The organism is Citrobacter sp. 172116965 (assembly GCF_013458095.1).
Taxonomy (GTDB): Bacteria; Pseudomonadota; Gammaproteobacteria; order Enterobacterales; family Enterobacteriaceae; genus Citrobacter; species Citrobacter braakii.
Genome location: NZ_CP046673.1, coordinates 4007710 through 4024264, shown reverse-complemented (window position 1 = coordinate 4024264; position 16555 = coordinate 4007710). Strand labels below are relative to the sequence as shown.

The following is a 16555-nucleotide window of genomic DNA, read 5'->3' as shown; positions in this document are numbered from 1 at the left end:
CGTGCTAGTTCCGTTAGGGATCACGGGTAGGAGCCACCTTTATGAGTCAGAATACGCTGAAAGTTCATGATTTAAATGAAGATGCGGAATTTGATGAGAACGGAGTAGAGGCTTTTGATGAAAAAGCCTTGAGTGAAGAGGAACCCAGTGATAACGACCTGGCTGAAGAAGAGCTGTTATCGCAGGGGGCCACACAGCGTGTGTTGGACGCGACTCAGCTTTACCTTGGTGAGATTGGTTATTCACCACTGTTAACAGCCGAAGAAGAAGTTTATTTTGCGCGTCGCGCACTGCGTGGAGATGTCGCATCTCGCCGTCGCATGATTGAAAGTAACCTGCGTCTGGTGGTGAAAATTGCTCGTCGTTATGGCAATCGTGGTCTGGCTTTGCTGGATCTGATTGAAGAGGGCAATTTAGGGCTTATCCGTGCCGTCGAGAAGTTTGACCCGGAACGTGGGTTCCGCTTCTCAACATACGCAACCTGGTGGATCCGCCAGACGATCGAACGGGCGATTATGAACCAAACCCGTACGATCCGACTGCCGATTCACATTGTAAAAGAGCTGAACGTCTATCTGCGTACCGCGCGTGAGTTGTCGCATAAACTGGACCACGAACCGAGTGCAGAAGAGATTGCTGAACAACTGGATAAACCGGTTGATGACGTCAGCCGTATGCTCCGACTCAACGAGCGCATTACCTCGGTAGACACCCCGCTGGGTGGCGATTCCGAAAAAGCGTTGCTGGATATTCTGGCCGATGAAAAGGAAAACGGTCCGGAAGACACCACGCAAGACGATGATATGAAACAGAGCATCGTCAAATGGCTGTTCGAACTGAACGCCAAACAGCGTGAAGTGCTGGCACGTCGTTTTGGTCTGCTGGGGTACGAAGCTGCGACACTGGAAGATGTGGGCCGTGAAATTGGTCTCACTCGTGAACGTGTTCGCCAGATTCAGGTTGAAGGTCTGCGTCGTCTGCGTGAAATTCTGCAGACTCAGGGACTGAATATCGAAGCGCTTTTCCGCGAGTAAGCACAAGTTCTATCAAGAAAGGCCAGTCTCATTGAGACTGGCCTTTTTCTTTAGGGCTACCGCTATCGGGTTCTTTTTACTACACCAGACTTTTCAACCGGTAGATCCACTCCAGCGCCTGGCGAGGCGTTAGCGAATCCGGGTCGAGGTTTTCCAGCGCATCAACGGCGGGTGACGTTTCTTCCGGTACTGACAGCAGCGACATCTGCGTACCGTCGACCTGGGTTGCGGCAACATTTGGCGCGATGCTTTCCAGTTCGCGCAGTTTTTGCCGCGCACGCTTGATCACCTCTTTCGGTACGCCAGCCAGGGCAGCGACTGCCAGACCATAGCTCTTGCTCGCCGCGCCGTCCTGCACGCTGTGCATGAAGGCGATGGTATCGCCGTGCTCTAACGCATCCAGATGCACATTAGCGACGCCCTCCATCTTCTCCGGTAACTGCGTCAGTTCGAAGTAGTGGGTCGCAAATAAAGTTAATGCTTTGATTTTATTCGCCAGATTTTCTGCGCATGCCCATGCCAGCGACAGGCCGTCGTAGGTGGAGGTGCCGCGTCCAATCTCATCCATCAGCACCAGACTGTTCTCGGTGGCGTTATGCAGAATGTTGGCGGTTTCGGTCATTTCTACCATGAAGGTGGAACGACCCGATGCCAGATCATCCGCCGCGCCCACGCGGGTAAAGATACGATCGATAGGCCCGATCTCGACTTTCTGTGCCGGAACGTAGCTGCCGATATAGGCCAGTAGCGCAATCAACGCAGTCTGGCGCATATAGGTACTTTTACCCCCCATGTTTGGGCCGGTGATGATCAGCATCCGTCGCTGAGGCGAGAGGTTAAGCGGGTTGGCGATAAACGGCTCGGTCAGCACCTGTTCAACCACCGGATGACGTCCCTCGGTAATACGAATGCCGGGTTTATCGGTGAAGATCGGACAGGTGTAATTCAGGGTATAAGCACGCTCCGCGAGGTTGACCAGCACGTCCAACTCCGCCAGCGCGCTGGCGCTCTGTTGCAAATCAGCCAGGTGTGGCAGCAGCATGTCGAACAGTTCGTCATACAGCTGTTTTTCCAGCGCCAGCGCTTTGCCTTTTGAGGTCAGAACTTTGTCTTCGTACTCTTTCAGTTCCGGAATAATGTAGCGTTCGGCGTTTTTCAATGTCTGGCGGCGTACGTAGTTAATTGGCGCCAGATGACTTTGCCCACGGCTGATCTGAATGTAGTAGCCGTGCACGGCGTTAAATCCTACTTTCAGCGTGTCCAGACCGGTGCGTTCGCGTTCGCGGATTTCCAGTCTGTCGAGGTAGTCCGTGGCGCCATCAGCCAGCGCTCGCCACTCATCAAGCTCTTCATTGTAGCCTGGGGCAATGACGCCGCCGTCACGTACGAGCACTGGTGGAGCTTCCACGACGGCACGTTCCAACAGTTCACGCAGCTCAGTAAACTCACCCATTTTCTCGCGCAGCATCTGCACGGGGGCACTGTCTACGTTTTCCAGTTGTGCGCGCAGTTCGGGTAATTGCTGGAAGGCATGACGCATACGGGCCAGATCGCGCGGGCGCGCAGTACGCAGGGCCAGACGCGCCAGAATACGTTCCAGATCGCCTACCTGACGCAGCACGGGTTGTAATTCGCTGGTGGTATCCTGCAGTGCGCCGATAGTCTGTTGGCGCTCGGTGAGGATTTTGGTGTCGCGGACCGGCATATGCAGCCAGCGCTTGAGCATACGGCTACCCATCGGTGTCACGGTGCAGTCGAGTACTGAAGCCAGCGTGTTTTCCACCCCGCCCGCCAGGTTCTGGGTGATTTCCAGATTGCGGCGTGTGGCGGCGTCCATGATGATGCTGTCCTGCTGACGCTCCATGGTGATGGAACGAATATGCGGCAGCGAGGTGCGTTGGGTATCTTTTACGTATTGCAGCAGACAGCCGGCAGCGCATAACCCGCGTGGGGCGTTTTCCACGCCAAAGCCAATCAGATCCCGCGTGCCGAACTGCAGATTTAACTGCTGACGGGCGGTATCAATTTCAAATTCCCACAGCGGACGACGACGCAGGCCGCGACGTCCCTCTATCAGCGAGGTTTCGGCAAAATCCTCGGCATACAGCAATTCAGCGGGGTTGGTGCGCTGCAATTCCGCGGCCATGGTTTCGCGGTCAGCGGGTTCACTGACACGAAAACGCCCGGAGCTGATATCCAGCGTAGCGTAGCCGTACCCTTTACTGTCTTGCCAGATGGCGGCCAGCAGGTTGTCCTGGCGTTCCTGCAACAACGCTTCATCACTGATGGTGCCTGGTGTGACAATACGTACCACTTTGCGCTCAACCGGGCCTTTGCTGGTCGCCGGATCGCCAATCTGTTCACAAATAGCAACGGACTCACCCTGATTGACCAGCTTGGCGAGGTAGTTTTCTACCGCATGATGAGGAATGCCTGCCATCGGGATTGGCTCGCCCGCAGATGCGCCGCGTTTGGTCAGGGAGATATCAAGCAGTTGAGACGCGCGTTTCGCATCGTCATAAAACAGTTCGTAAAAGTCGCCCATGCGGTAAAACAGCAGTATTTCCGGGTGCTGAGCTTTCAGCTTGAGATACTGCTGCATCATGGGGGTGTGGGAGTCTAAGTTTTCTATTGTACTCATTGGTTTATGATGTCCATTTTCTTAATTTTTAATGAGTTAGTGATTTTTTGGTTATCGTTAAGTTTCACGTTGTCTCATCGAATATCATGAAATCCTACATTTAAAGGTGGGTTAAAGTGTGCCTTGCCAACCTATACCTGGGTAAAATATGGGCATATACAGAGTAACCTACCTTGATGTTCATGACTGCATAAGGTGCATGATAACGGAGTCTTTATGGCAGGAAAACAAGAGGGAAAGCTACTTTCGTTTAAAGCGGTAGAAATGATGAAGCCTGGCGACAAAGATAAGTCCATAAATGACTCTGAGGTGTCTGTTAAATCCGTAGTGATTCAACCTGTACGACAACCGGGGCGATACCTCAGTCCGGAGGCCATTAGACAGGCCTCGTCGTGAGGATCGAATCTGCTTACAGATGTGGGGTCGATCCATTATTCTGGAATACACTGGTATCAGGACGATGTTTCATGCAATTTATCTGCTGGAGTTCCTCAATGGTATATTCGCGGTACAAGAAATACTGGATTTGGGTACCGTATCTGAGGTTCATTTTCTGAGCCAAGGCAGATACCCGCTGATACACTGCTTTCGTTGAGCAGTGCAGAAGTTGGGATGTGGCAGTAATATTTATTTGTCGGCGTAACGCACAGGCTACGGAAATCTCGGTATGGGTAAGGTTACGTAGCTCCCGCAAAGAATCAATTATGGTGAGTATATGATAGACAGTATATCTTCGGCCTTCATTAATATACCGGATAAACTCCGTTACAGAGGCGGTTCTGGAGATACCCTCCAGTGATGAAAGCACCTTTGATAACATTCCACGGCCTTTTACAAAAATGATAGAATAGCCGTCGGTCAGTTCATTGCAAACACGATGTTTAATATCATGCAAGCTGAAGAAAGATTCAATATCAATAATACATAAGTTCTCTTCGCGCAGGCTATCTATTGGCATCAGCCCTCCCGCAGACCGGGTAAAAAAAATATCATCAGAGAATACGACAAACGACATCGGGAAAAACCTTAACTCTTTGTTTTTAAGAAAAATGAGTCCGGTGCTTTCCTCAAAGGGATACACTGGACAATAAATGATTTACTGATTTTTTTGAGATGAAACTAAGAAATGACAAGAACATCCTCATTCAGACGCTATTTTTTGTCTGACATCATTAGCGTTATCTCTTTTTTATTTAGCATGGAAATAATCCCCTGATCCTTCAGGCTATCCAGGGCACGCGACAAGGTGGATATCGAAATGCCCAGAACCTGGGCCAGTTCTTTCTTACTGATCGGTAACTCAAGGTTGAGATGCTCAAAGCCATACTCTTTATAAGTACGAGACAACAGTTGCAGGAAATATTGAACCTTCTGCAAGGTATCACTTTTGGTCAATACTGAAATAAATTGCTGTTTTTCCTGCGCCGAACGTGACAGGATCCTGACAATAAAATCTGTAAACCCTGGCATCAGCTGGCTCATTTCGTAGAAATGATCGCTTCTCAGTACGCAAACTTCTATTTCCGTTGCGGCTTGAATATCCTGCTGACTGTACCCGATGTGCAGCTCCTCCACGCCCATCACCTGTCCTGGCAAAACGATCCCCATCAGTTGCCCGCGCGCATCGTAAACCTTAGCGGCCCCGCTACGTAGGGCATACAGCTCGTCTATTTTCTCTCCCCGACGATAAATATATTCACCTCTGGCAATCTTCTTTTTTGTCTCCAGATTGCGGATAAACAATGGATCTTTCTGCCTGAACAGATAGGCGGAGCACAGTTCTGCAAAACCGCACTCTTCACAATTGACACAATTATTTCTTTTCATAGTGAATGTATAACACTATCCCTGTTATTGAATCACACAGTTCATTAAGGGTGATAAGGTATTTGCAATCGTAATATAGTTATTGTCTTTTTTGTCTAAGGAGATAACGTATTCCCCTTCCATCCCAAATATTTTTGTTGTCAGCAGGGTAATGTCTTCCGGCACATTATCGTGAGCCATGATATCTTTTGTCGTCGTATTCATACGATACTGGTTCCCACTGACGTTATGATAGGTAAATGTTATATAACGCGACAATCGATATTGACGCCCCTGATAGTCAATGTTGCCGGAAAGATTAAATACGCCCGTTTCGTTCTTGTTAAATTCAAACGTGATATTTCCTTTGAATAAGAGAGCGTGATCCGAAGCGTCAACATAGGTGATATTCGCAAAGCAGCGTTTGTCAAAATAAACACCCGATCGCAGGCTTAGTTGCCATGTTAACAGACAAATCAACGCGACCACTGCCAGCACTAAGGTTGTCATCAGCTTCATTTTAATTTCCAGTTAAAAGCATAATGGTTCTCACAATAGACAATTTTTGCTGTTGCCTTATCTGTTGGACAATAAGAGTAGAAAAACCGACCATGACTACCGTAAAGAACACTGGGTTGAAAATAAACCATAATCTGCGCGGGTTTCCGGGCGCACTTTAGCTCAAGTTCAGGCTGTAGCTGACGGATAATATTCATGACCTGAGGGTCAACTTCCTCCGATAAATCTTCATAGGCAGTAAATTTGCAGTTCCCGATTTCACCAATACGGTATTCGGCTGCAAAACGCGGTGAACCCTGTTTCTGGCTGAGTATCCAAAGGTTGGCCAGCAGCAAAAACGCGATAGCCGCAATCAGCCAGAGGTTTTTTTTATCCTTCGTTGCCGCCTTACGCAGGGATACCGGAAGAGGTGTGGTACTCACCATTTCTTCATCATTCTGCAGTTCAACGGCGATTTCTGGTGAGAAGTAAAAGCCCACCTTGGGTACGGCTACAATAATTTCCTCAATGAATATTAAGGATGTTAATGTTTTTCTGAGGATACTAATGTACTGGCTCAGCGATGAACTGGAACCCGGATGGCCCGCTTCCTCCCAGACTTTATCCAGAAGATAATCGCGTTCAAGTACCCGGCCTGGCGACGCAATCAGTAACGAAAGAATACGGTTAGCGGTATTTGTTAGCCTTTTACTTTGCTCGTTTCCGGGTTCCTTGACCACAAGTTCCCCGCTCTCGCTATCGTAAATGACTCTATTGGCTATCAAATATTTCATTCGCGTTTTCTTTCGGTAAATTTATACAATATGCATTCTGCGCGGCTGCGATTTCGGGTTATGCCTGGCTTAGTACATCGCAACCAAAGGTCTGAGCACTGCAATATTATGGCTTAGCAGATCGACAATGTCCCGATCCAGACGAAAATTTGACGCCTCTTCCTCCAGAATAATCAATGCTTTTTCGCTGGACATCCCCTGACGATAGGGGCGGTTCTCGGTCATCGCGGTGAAAACATCAGCCACAGCAATAATACGCGAAGGGATATCCAGCGCAGCCGCACCCAGGCGAAAAGGGTAGCCGCTGCCGTCGAGGCGTTCATGATGTCTTGCCGCCCAGTGTACGATTTCACCCAGCTCCTCAATGGGATGTAGCATCTCCAGCGTCTTATAGCTGTGGCGCTTCATTTGCGCGTACTCGTCCGGCTCCAGCTTTCCCTGCTTCTCGAGGATTTCCAGTGGAATACCCAGCTTGCCAATATCGTGCAGGTACCCCGCGATGCGGATTTTATCCTGGGTGTAGCGATCGCAGCCGTACAGCTCCGCAAGCTTCGCCGCCACGTGAGCCACGCTGGTACTGTGAGTCTGCGTAAAGCTGCTGTATTTATCGACGATATTCGAAATCAGCAGGCAGACCTCCAGAAAATCATGGTGATCCAGCACCACATCATTGAGCGGGCTGATAACGCGCAGCACCTGTTGTAATGAGGGCGAACTCAGGCGAAACCAGAAACCATCCTCATGGCTGGCATCCTGTAGCGCCTCGACCAGGCACGATGGCCATAGTGGGCTACTGGCCAGAAAACCGGAAACAATATTATGCCGTTGGGCCACATAGTCACCTTCAATCCCGCGCAGCCACAGCTCAAACTCATCGGCCAGATGCACCAGATGCCAGGTATTTAGCATTGTATTCTGCGTGTAACCCAAGGCATCCGCGTGGCGCGTTTCAAGAATTGCGGTCACTGGCTGTAAAAAACGTACGCCGGACATCATTGAGGCGCCAAGTCGTCCATGCTCTTCAATAAAGGCTTTACCATGGGCGCCACTGAAGGGATGCACTTTGCTCAGCGCCCCGATATTGTGCAACATACCCGCAAGCCAGGCGTTATTGATGGCTGCACTGTCAAAACCGGCTCGATTCCCGAGATACCAGCAAATGAGACCCGTGCGTTGCAAATGATGCACCAGTTCAGGAGAAAGCGGGTGCATAATGCTGTGCAGAAGATCAAGCACGGTTTGAACAGATATTTTCATAAAATCCTTTAAGAGAATTAAATTAAAAACTTACTGTAGCCCGTCTGGGCCACAGTAAAATAGGGGGGTTAATCGTAGCCAAACATTATCTGCGCAGTCGCCACCACGCTACCGGTTGATAATGCTGATGCGTTATAAACTTTGTAATAAGCATGAAGATAAATGTATTGCGTATTGCTTATATCATCATCTTTAGCGATATCTAATATTTGTGAGGCATGTTCCATATTATTGCTACTGGATATTTGCACCTCATCATAGTCACCCATAAACATCCGGCTACGAATGGCAATACCTACCCCTCCCGCCGTGGTTTCATCGTTGACCATTATCTGGTAGCTGGTATCAGAACTGACTAAATCATTGCTGGATAACCAGGCCTTAACATTGCGGGTAGACGTTTTAATTCCGGCCAGGTTGCCGCACTTCAGCGGGATCGTGAAATCGGCACCAGCTGCCTTTCCATTTTTTTTCAGGACGCTAAACGGAGCAGGGGGTAATTTCACGCTCATGTCCCGCGTCATATTGCAGGTTGTTTCTTTTGGCTCAAACTGAATCGTCAGCTTCTCATAAGCAATAAAATAATCGGTATTCCAGCTTTTGCGTGCGGTTTCAGACATCATATTGGACCAGGCGCGATAAGCATATGTTTTGCTGGAAAGGAACGGTGAGCTGGAGCCGCTTCCGGTACCGCTCATCACCGCAGGTATGACCGACAGTGCGCCGCTGGTTGTGGTTTTGGTATAGCTTTCCATGCCCACAGGCGGAGCCGACATTAATTCCGCCCGCAGCGTATATTGTGTCTGATATGACAGAGAGTGAATGCCCACGATACCGCTGACAGTCACTTTGGTATCGCCACTAATGGTGGCCGTTAATTTTATCCAGTAGCTACTTTCACCATCCGCACTGTTGAAATTCAAATAAACAGGAGAACCGTTGAAACCGGTAAAATAATATAAGTGGTCTTGCGCCAGACCACCGATCCCAATATTCCCGTAAGTACAGGTCATACTACCCGACCAACTGGTGGTATAGGAATATTCAACGACGTTTGAATTCACGAAAGCCGATGAAAGATTTAGCGACTTATCCGATTCTGCGACGCTGGTAAAAAGTATGCCGGAATTACGGCAGGTATCGCCTGTTACACCGCGAGACTGAGCCTGCGACTGTGCTTGTGCAGATAATATTGGGAGTGCGGTCAGTATTATGGCCGTAACCATAAGATAAAATAATTTTTTCATGATTGATTCTGTTAGGGAAGGTGCGAACAAGTTCCTGATATGAGATCATCATATTCATCCGGAGCGCATCCCAGAGGGACATCATGAGCCATCAACTCACCTTCGCCGATAGTGAATTCAGCACTAAGCGCCGTCAGACCCGAAAAGAGATTTTCCTCTCCCGCATGGAGCAGATTCTGCCATGGCAGAATATGACCGCTGTCATCGAGCCGTTTTATCCCAAGGCGGGCAATGGCCGACGGCCCTATCCGCTGGAGACCATGCTGCGTATTCACTGCATGCAGCATTGGTACAACCTGAGCGACGGTGCCATGGAAGATGCCCTGTACGAAATCGCCTCCATGCGCCTGTTTGCCCGATTATCCCTGGATAGCGCCCTGCCGGATCGCACCACCATCATGAATTTCCGCCACCTGCTCGAGCAGCATCAACTGGCCCGTCAATTGTTCAAGACCATCATCGCTGGCTGGCCGAAGCAGGCGTCATGATGACCCAAGGCACTTTGGTGGATGCCACCATCATTGAGGCCCCAGCTCTACCAGAACAAAGAGCAGCAACGCGATCCGGAGATGCATCAGACCAAGAAAGGCAATCAGTGGCACTTTGGCATGAAGGCCCACATTGGTGTCGATGCCAAGAGTGGCCTGACCCACAGCCTAGTCACCACCGCGGCCAACGAGCATGACCTCAATCAGCTGGGTAATCTGCTTCATGGAGAGGAGCAATTTGTCTCAGCCGATGCCGGCTACCAAGGAGCGCCACAGCGCGAGGAGCTGGCCGAGGTGGATGTGGACTGGCTGATCGCCGAGCGTCCCGGCAAGGTAAAAACCTTGAAGCAGCATCCGCGCAAGAACAAAACGGCCATCAACATCGAATACATGAAAGCCAGCATCCGTGCCAGGGTGGAGCACCCGTTTCGCATCATCAAGCGGCAGTTCGGCTTCGTGAAAGCCAGATACAAGGGGCTGCTGAAAAACGATAACCAACTGGCGATGTTATTCACCCTGGCCAACCTGTTTCGGGTGGACCAAATGATACGTCAGTGGGAGAGATCTCAGTAAAAACCGGAAATAACGCCAGAAATGGTGGAAAAAATAGCCTAAATAGGCTGATTCGATGTGTTTGCGGGAAAAAAATCGGCCCAGATCCGCGAAATTTTAATCAGCGAGTCAGCTTGGGAAGAAATGACCTGCTTATTCGCACCTTCCCTAAATCCAGACGCAGTGTGCCGGGTATCAGGGCGCTTTTCCCTCCGTGTAGCAGGGTATTAACGTCGAGCTTTTCAGCGGTGCTTTTATTTACAATATCATCCAGCCCCTGAATATCCAGTAGAGATGCGTCGTCTTTATTAATAAGCAGAGTACCTTTATCGTCATTAGCGACGGAAATATTAAATTTCCCGCGCCAGACGTTATTCACATAAACATCCAAATCATAAGCCCCCGGCGTCATAACCAGCCGAGAATTACTCCAGTCCATATCTGCTGAATTACCTACCAGCAGGCTGCTATTAAAATCCTCCGCCAACGCGCCGTATGAAAATATCGCGAGGCTGACAGAGTGAACTAGCAAACTTATACGAAACAGAGAACTGTTTTTCATCAGAATTGAACCTGGAGTCATTTATCTGGGATATCAGTGGATAGTGCTGAATCTCTTTGCGCCATAATCATCAAGCCAGGTAAGGCGATATTGCCCACCGGACTGAATTTTGCTGGATACCAGCGCGCAGCCAAACGGCGGTATAAACGCAGTCTCAGCCAGTAAATTATCTTTTCGGCTTTGCTTTAGCTCGCCCCCCTGCCAGGTCACGACCTGAGGGATGGTCATGTAATATGGCGAATTATTCTTCAGGCAAGTGTGACCGCCAGAAGTCGAAACGGTAATTTTCTCCGCCACGCTGCTGTCGAGATCGCTCAGTTGATCCGGACGATAGAACAGTTTTATACGATTGCGAATGGCCACTTGTAGGTAGCTATCTCCACTCCCTTCAGGGACGGGAGGGACATCCAGAACGTTAAGCCAGAACACACTTTCGCGGTCTTTTGGCAGCGAATGGGTGTTCATCGCCGAGATTTTCAGAGCCTGTCCGGCGTGTCCGCTCATTTTTACGACCGGAGGCAGCAGAGAAAACGGCACTTTGACTTTCTCCGGCGCGGCGGAAGCATCGCCCTCGTCAATCCAGGACTGCACCAGATGGGTTTGTTCGCTGTCGTTTACCAGTTGCACCGACACAAATTTGGCGCTGGCCGGATAAATAACACGCGTTTCGTTGATCACAACGCTTGCGCTGGCATTCATGGAAATGAACGTAGCCGCAAGAAAAAATATCAGAGTTTTCATAATGTCGTAGAGGAGAGCCGGGGAGACCCCGGCTGAATGAGTTAGTCGTAGCTGAAGGAATAAGTTGCGTCAGTAACCACTTTACCGGTTGTTACGGCCGCGCCACCGTAGTTGTAGTAGTTGGCATACATGGTCAGTGTGACGCCATCTTCGGTGGCAGCGTCAGCGGAACTCAGACCAGTATCGAAAGCGGTATCAAACGGTACGGCAGTGTTACCGTCTTTGGTTAGCGCAATACCCACACCCTCGGCACCATTGTCGCTGTAGTTTTTCAGGTATTTAGCATCATCCGACAGGTTGCTGCTGCTGAAAGTGATTTTAAGCGTTTTAGCTTCGTCCGATGCCGCAGAGCAGTTTTTCAGATTCATGGTGAAGTCTTTGGCGTTGGTTTTAACAACACCGGCGGTGGTGCCCATATCACCCACAGCAATAGGGGAAAGGTTTACCGTGAAGTCTGAACCGTTATTGGTCACTACGTTACAGGTGGTATCGGACACTGAACCGTTAAAGGTAATAGTGCCACCCGCTACGCCGGTTGATTCAGCTGCAAATGCAGAGCTGGAAACCATCAATGCCGCTACGATGAATGTTTTGTTAAACATTTGTGTATATCCCATTTTCATAATCAAATTTACTTTTGTCAGTAGCGTGAAACTTTTTCCCTGCTCCCTGGTTCGCGCTACATCATCCCTGGCATCTGAACAGATGTTGATGATTCATTTCACCTTCTCTGGAGTGGCGCATTCGGTTGCAGAACAACATTTCGCGTCACGCTGTAAGGTTGGAATATAAGACCATTGTTTGCATATTTGGTAAATGTAAATATCGATTAAATTATTTTTTTAAGATTAAAACGCTATTTTTAATGTTTTTTATAAATTTATATCATGAGCGAGGGGATGAAGAGGCTAGCGTTAAGAAAGTAATTACTGGTTAGATGATGGACAAAAGCTGCAAATGACGTTTTTGCAGAACAGCGGAATAGGCGAATGAATAAATTAATTAACTAATTGTTATCAAAAACTTAATAAAATAAACGTGTTAGATACAATTGCTGTGTCGGCCCTGGGCTAAAGTGGACTCCCGGGCAGGGCAATCAATCGGGTTATGAACATGCTCAATACCTGTCTGACCGGATGATTGTGCCGCATTGCAGAATATCAGCTTGGCACACTGTCAAATTTCACCGCTAACTCTGCGCCTGAAAAGTCGCCCGAGCTATAAAATCATCGTTGCATCAATATACAACTGTCGGTGACATTTGTTACTGGCGGTCAGAGAGGGAAGGGATTATTGGAAAACCAGAGAGTTATAACGCTGGACGAGCAGGGTAACAATGTTCGCATAATCAGCGAGTTATGGTAGTGTAGGTTAGAATAGGGTTTTTATATTATGAGAGGAAATAATCTTTATGAATCAGCATTAACACACCAAGACATCATTGGCGTGTGGTTCGTGAAGTCCGTATCAAGTGACTCTTTCAAATCGTTTTTGCTTTTTTTAATCTTCGCTTACTGATTATTCATTTTCCGGCAACGCATAATTCTGGCAGTACAGATAGGGGATCCCCTCTTTGGTAATCAAATACGTCTCTCTATTCAGCGCAAAAAAATCGACGTTGGATACGCTGGTGTTGGTCAGGAAGAAGTCGGGGAGGAGTTCCTGAATGAGACTGGCGGGTGCTGTTTCGCGATTGGAGATTTGGATTTTCTGCGAAATCCAAACCGGGCTTGAGCCGTAGCTGGATTGTGTAAAAAGTACCATGCGTTGCACGGTCTGCTCATTATTTTCGGCATCTTTGATAATGCCATCAATATTCACAATACCTTTGCTGCCGCCGGTTTTGATATCAATGATCCCTCGGAATGAGCTTGTATTGCGTACAATCTCGATGGCAGACCGACAGGTCAGATTATGTAACTGACCATTGTTTTTACTGTACCGGTAGACAGCGGTAACAATTAGCGCAGCAAAACAAAGCAGCAGGATAATACCTGTCTGGATGCGGGGCGTTCGGGAATAAAAATTCATTAGCTATCATACCGTGGGTAATAAACCGACTGACAGGCGTTTTCCTGCCTGTTTTTCATCGGTGAGCGACATACAAGCACGGATAATTTTTTGGATTCAGGGTAGGTGGTGATATAGATAAATTTATGGCTCTGACACAGCCCAGGATTTTTGTTGATAAATGCCGTATGTCGGGAGAAGTTACTGGCATCATTATTAAAATAATACTGACAGTCAGTGGGGGCGTTGTCTGCGGTGATATAGCCGGAGAAATAGTTATCACTGGTTTGCCACGGATACATTATAAGCACACAAATTATCAGGGTAATAGCAAGTATTACCATTTCAGCAGTGGTTATCAAAGGTTGGCGCGCTGTGTCATCTGACAGTTCTTCTATGGCGACATCCGGCACTAAAGGTTCTGCTGTAAAAGATACGCTCTCCTCCGGAGTTTCAATCACCTGAATATTGAACTCTTCCTGGATGATCAGCCCTTTGCGGGGGATCGTGGTGATAAGCGGTTGCTCCAGTTCCAGCTGCAGCAAACTTTTGCGCAAAGAGAGAATGCTTTGATAAAAGGCGTTGAAGCTCACCTGGCGGTGATTTTTACCCCAGCCGAATTCCAGTAGTTCGTTTTGGGAAACCACTTGCCCGCGATGTTGAATAAGTAATAAAAGACATAATGACGCCGAGTGTTTGAGTTTTATCCGCTGATTGGGTTGATCTATCCGCGCCAGAGATTGTGTAGCTGGCGTAAATATTATTATTTTTTCAATCAGATAACTGACATTGCCAGTCTCAGACATGATGTTTCTACTCTTGCTGGTGCGCCAGGCGGTTGGCGAGTCATGATACCACTTAGTCCATAAAGACCACCAGTATGGACCCGACCCTGCAGCGAGAACCGCGAAGTGTTTCAATTTCGTATCATAATATAACAACAATGATAACTTTTTAATGAAAATAAACTATATATAAATCAATGTATTGTATCTTTTTGGCTACATTGAAAAGAACAGAAAGATGAAATAACAACGACAAAGATGATTGCCATTAATTCTTTATGGACAGCGTCATATACTGCCTGGCGCCACCACGCGAAAACAGCATGAGTCTGAACGCGTCAACGGCACCAGGGAATGCCGGTGGTAGATGTAGATGGGAATAAATGTCAGCTTGTTGGTGAGCTGACATTTATTTTTCGTGTTGAGTAACATTCCACCCTCGTTTTGACAAAGCCATAATTTGCGGTAGAGAGTCCCATGTTCCAGAAAGATATTGAAAATGCTGTAGTGCTTGTTGGTGATGAAATGAAAAAGTCAGATAATGCCTGGCTGTCCTTACGCAAAAAACGCCAGCGTATTGATCTGAAGAGTGATGGAAATATCTTGTTTCTGGAGAAAGGGGCCGTCTCTGTTCATCGTGTGGAAAATGATTTAGTGATGGTAAGTATATCTGCACCGGCCATCCTCGGCTTGCCACAAATGCGTACGGAAGTTGCCGGACACTATTTACGTTGTGATACCGATTGTGAAATGTGGGCAATGAGTGCACCCAATGCCGAACTTTTGTTCACTGCGAAGAATCTTTGGAAACATGCATTTGATATTTTAACGCTACATCTGCAACGCTATTTTCAGCGAGAAAAATTGCAATCGCATCGCACTATCCGTGAATTGATTATTGAACACCTGAAGTATATTTGGTCGATGGAGCCTGAGATGCGTGAAAACACATCTGTGTATACATTCATTCTCGCTCGAAATCATATCTCACGCAGTGCTATCCACAAAGTATTGCAGGAGTTAGTGAGTGACGGAAAAATAATTATGAAGCGAGGGAAACTCTCTTTTTTTGTATGTTAAAGTTAACATTAAAAGCATCTGACGTGTTTTTTTGCACTCAGCTGGAATGATAATGCAAAAACTGGGTTTGTGATTTTTGTTAATTATCAGTATGTTGGTTTTTGTCTTTTTCTTCACCGCTGATGCCAGCTACGCGGAATGTCCATTTTTATCTATAAATTAGTATTTATTTATTAATTTGATATGAATATGATGTTCCCTCCAATAATAACAAAAGTCATATCGCCAATGACCAACGGCAGGCCGGAAAACCTTGAGGCACAGCATAGCCGACTGTTTGGCAACCCTACTACCGATACAACGGATGTTCGCGCTGCACTGCAAAACGCGTTGGATCACAATACCTTTGTCCTGCTGGCCCAGCCTATCGTCAGTACTCGTGGTGATGAATCCTATCATGAGATATTGATCCGCATGCTCAATGAGCACGGGGAATTTCTTTCCCCTGACCATTTTCTGTCGGTTGCACGCGACACAGGGTTAGCACCCGATATCGATCTTTGGGTTATTGAGAACACCCTGAAGTACATGCGCTACCATCCGCTGAGTTGTTTTTCCATTAACCTGGCGCCAGTGACGCTATGTTGTTCAGGTATCGTTGCAAAGATAACTGCGTTGTTGCAGGAATATGTGGTGATACCGCAACGGATTATTTTTGAGATAACCGAGGCTGATACCCTGTCAGATAAAGAACACACGGCAGATACACTACGCTTACTACGTCAATTGGGATGTCGGATCGCGATTGATGACTTCGGTGCCGGGTTTGCAAGCTATGAACGCCTGATGAACATTGAAGCAGATATTTTGAAGATTGATGGGTCTTTCGTTCGTGGGATTATAAAATGTGAGGTTAGTCGCTATATCATCGAATCTTTCTGCCGGGTTGCGGCAATGAAAGGTATGCAGGTTGTCGCCGAGTTTGTTGAAAGTGCCGAAATCCAGATGCACCTGGAACACATGAATGTCGGGTGGTTACAGGGATACCACATTGGCAAGCCACAACCGTTGTTCACGTTAGAGTAATCTATAATCCATTTATTTAAACGTATCATCACGA

Annotated in this window: 15 protein-coding genes and 1 pseudogene; 4 read left to right on the top strand and 12 right to left on the bottom strand. The window is 47.8% G+C overall.

Features of this window, described 5'->3' with window-relative positions; all coding sequences use genetic code 11:
- Positions 1-41 precede the first annotated feature (41 nt).
- Entirely contained in the window at positions 42-1034 is a 993-nt protein-coding gene (gene rpoS, locus GPJ68_RS19565) for an RNA polymerase sigma factor RpoS (RefSeq protein ID WP_000081498.1), read from the top strand.
- Positions 1035-1113: 79 nt separating this feature from the next.
- On the opposite strand, the gene mutS is transcribed toward rpoS, so the two are convergent.
- The 7 genes from mutS to GPJ68_RS19530 all read right to left on the bottom strand — a co-directional run bounded on the left by mutS (position 1114) and on the right by GPJ68_RS19530 (position 9277).
- Positions 1114-3675 carry a DNA mismatch repair protein MutS gene (gene mutS, locus GPJ68_RS19560; protein WP_047499414.1) on the bottom strand — a complete coding sequence of 854 codons (2562 nt, stop codon included), beginning with the start codon at positions 3673-3675 and terminating at the stop codon, positions 1114-1116.
- 409 nt (positions 3676-4084) lie between these two features.
- Complete coding sequence (locus GPJ68_RS19555) at positions 4085-4690, bottom strand: hypothetical protein (RefSeq protein ID WP_104651269.1); 606 nt, start codon at positions 4688-4690, stop codon at positions 4085-4087.
- A 137-nt stretch (positions 4691-4827) separates the two neighbouring features.
- Entirely contained in the window at positions 4828-5418 is a 591-nt protein-coding gene (locus GPJ68_RS19550) for a Crp/Fnr family transcriptional regulator (protein ID WP_230852523.1), read from the bottom strand.
- A gap of 108 nt (positions 5419-5526) precedes the next feature.
- On the bottom strand, positions 5527-6000 hold the full coding sequence (locus GPJ68_RS19545) for a hypothetical protein (RefSeq protein ID WP_047414279.1): 474 nt from the start codon (positions 5998-6000) through the stop codon (positions 5527-5529).
- Positions 5997-6773, bottom strand: coding sequence for a winged helix-turn-helix domain-containing protein (locus GPJ68_RS19540; RefSeq protein WP_104651270.1), 777 nt, complete (start codon positions 6771-6773; stop codon positions 5997-5999). The genes GPJ68_RS19545 and GPJ68_RS19540 overlap by 4 nt, the downstream gene beginning before the upstream one ends.
- Before the next feature lie 69 nt (positions 6774-6842).
- The gene (locus GPJ68_RS19535) at positions 6843-8030 is read right to left on the bottom strand and encodes an HD-GYP domain-containing protein (protein WP_047414275.1); all 1188 of its coding nucleotides are present in this window, start codon (positions 8028-8030) and stop codon (positions 6843-6845) included.
- Between the two features lie 68 nt (positions 8031-8098).
- Positions 8099-9277, bottom strand: coding sequence for a fimbrial protein (locus tag GPJ68_RS19530; protein WP_047414273.1), 1179 nt, complete (start codon positions 9275-9277; stop codon positions 8099-8101).
- Between the two features lie 83 nt (positions 9278-9360).
- On the opposite strand from GPJ68_RS19530, the pseudogene GPJ68_RS19525 reads away from it, so the two are divergent.
- Positions 9361-10338, top strand: a pseudogene (locus GPJ68_RS19525) (IS5-like element ISKpn26 family transposase).
- A gap of 100 nt (positions 10339-10438) precedes the next feature.
- On the opposite strand, the gene GPJ68_RS19520 reads toward GPJ68_RS19525, so the two are convergent.
- The 5 genes from GPJ68_RS19520 to GPJ68_RS19500 all read right to left on the bottom strand — a co-directional run bounded on the left by GPJ68_RS19520 (position 10439) and on the right by GPJ68_RS19500 (position 14436).
- Positions 10439-10879 carry a FimD/PapC N-terminal domain-containing protein gene (locus GPJ68_RS19520; RefSeq protein ID WP_255489336.1) on the bottom strand — a complete coding sequence of 147 codons (441 nt, stop codon included), beginning with the start codon at positions 10877-10879 and terminating at the stop codon, positions 10439-10441.
- A gap of 33 nt (positions 10880-10912) precedes the next feature.
- On the bottom strand, positions 10913-11578 hold the full coding sequence (locus GPJ68_RS19515) for a molecular chaperone (RefSeq protein WP_223952813.1): 666 nt from the start codon (positions 11576-11578) through the stop codon (positions 10913-10915).
- A gap of 83 nt (positions 11579-11661) precedes the next feature.
- A complete protein-coding gene (locus GPJ68_RS19510; protein WP_047357877.1) occupies positions 11662-12222 on the bottom strand; it encodes a fimbrial protein in 561 nt (186 codons plus the stop codon).
- A 916-nt stretch (positions 12223-13138) separates the two neighbouring features.
- Positions 13139-13651: a hypothetical protein gene (locus tag GPJ68_RS19505; protein WP_016154204.1), complete on the bottom strand. Its 513-nt coding sequence runs from the start codon at positions 13649-13651 to the stop codon at positions 13139-13141.
- A complete protein-coding gene (locus GPJ68_RS19500; protein ID WP_046274827.1) occupies positions 13651-14436 on the bottom strand; it encodes a winged helix-turn-helix domain-containing protein in 786 nt (261 codons plus the stop codon). The genes GPJ68_RS19505 and GPJ68_RS19500 overlap by 1 nt, the downstream gene beginning before the upstream one ends.
- A gap of 456 nt (positions 14437-14892) precedes the next feature.
- Between GPJ68_RS19500 and GPJ68_RS19495 the strand changes: the two genes are divergently transcribed.
- Both GPJ68_RS19495 and GPJ68_RS19490 read left to right on the top strand, forming a co-directional pair.
- On the top strand, positions 14893-15495 hold the full coding sequence (locus tag GPJ68_RS19495) for a helix-turn-helix domain-containing protein (protein WP_016154202.1): 603 nt from the start codon (positions 14893-14895) through the stop codon (positions 15493-15495).
- 228 nt (positions 15496-15723) lie between these two features.
- Complete coding sequence (locus GPJ68_RS19490; RefSeq protein ID WP_104651272.1) at positions 15724-16521, top strand: EAL domain-containing protein; 798 nt, start codon at positions 15724-15726, stop codon at positions 16519-16521.
- The last annotated feature ends 34 nt before the right edge of the window (positions 16522-16555 follow it).

Excerpts from the sequence above, each read along its gene's own strand:
- GPJ68_RS19500 (WP_046274827.1), bottom strand. The coding sequence starts at position 14,436 with ATGTCTGAGACTGGCAATGTCAGTTATCTGATTGAAAAAATAATAATA.
- GPJ68_RS19505 (WP_016154204.1), bottom strand. The coding sequence starts at position 13,651 with ATGAATTTTTATTCCCGAACGCCCCGCATCCAGACAGGTATTATCCTG.
- GPJ68_RS19540 (WP_104651270.1), bottom strand. The coding sequence starts at position 6,773 with ATGAAATATTTGATAGCCAATAGAGTCATTTACGATAGCGAGAGCGGG.
- GPJ68_RS19490 (WP_104651272.1), top strand. The coding sequence starts at position 15,724 with ATGACCAACGGCAGGCCGGAAAACCTTGAGGCACAGCATAGCCGACTG.
- GPJ68_RS19530 (WP_047414273.1), bottom strand. The coding sequence starts at position 9,277 with ATGAAAAAATTATTTTATCTTATGGTTACGGCCATAATACTGACCGCA.
- GPJ68_RS19515 (WP_223952813.1), bottom strand. The coding sequence starts at position 11,578 with ATGAATGCCAGCGCAAGCGTTGTGATCAACGAAACGCGTGTTATTTAT.
- GPJ68_RS19520 (WP_255489336.1), bottom strand. The coding sequence starts at position 10,879 with ATGAAAAACAGTTCTCTGTTTCGTATAAGTTTGCTAGTTCACTCTGTC.
- GPJ68_RS19545 (WP_047414279.1), bottom strand. The coding sequence starts at position 6,000 with ATGAAGCTGATGACAACCTTAGTGCTGGCAGTGGTCGCGTTGATTTGT.
- mutS (WP_047499414.1), bottom strand. The coding sequence starts at position 3,675 with ATGAGTACAATAGAAAACTTAGACTCCCACACCCCCATGATGCAGCAG.
- GPJ68_RS19495 (WP_016154202.1), top strand. The coding sequence starts at position 14,893 with ATGTTCCAGAAAGATATTGAAAATGCTGTAGTGCTTGTTGGTGATGAA.
- GPJ68_RS19555 (WP_104651269.1), bottom strand. The coding sequence starts at position 4,690 with ATGTCGTTTGTCGTATTCTCTGATGATATTTTTTTTACCCGGTCTGCG.
- GPJ68_RS19535 (WP_047414275.1), bottom strand. The coding sequence starts at position 8,030 with ATGAAAATATCTGTTCAAACCGTGCTTGATCTTCTGCACAGCATTATG.
- rpoS (WP_000081498.1), top strand. The coding sequence starts at position 42 with ATGAGTCAGAATACGCTGAAAGTTCATGATTTAAATGAAGATGCGGAA.
- GPJ68_RS19510 (WP_047357877.1), bottom strand. The coding sequence starts at position 12,222 with ATGTTTAACAAAACATTCATCGTAGCGGCATTGATGGTTTCCAGCTCT.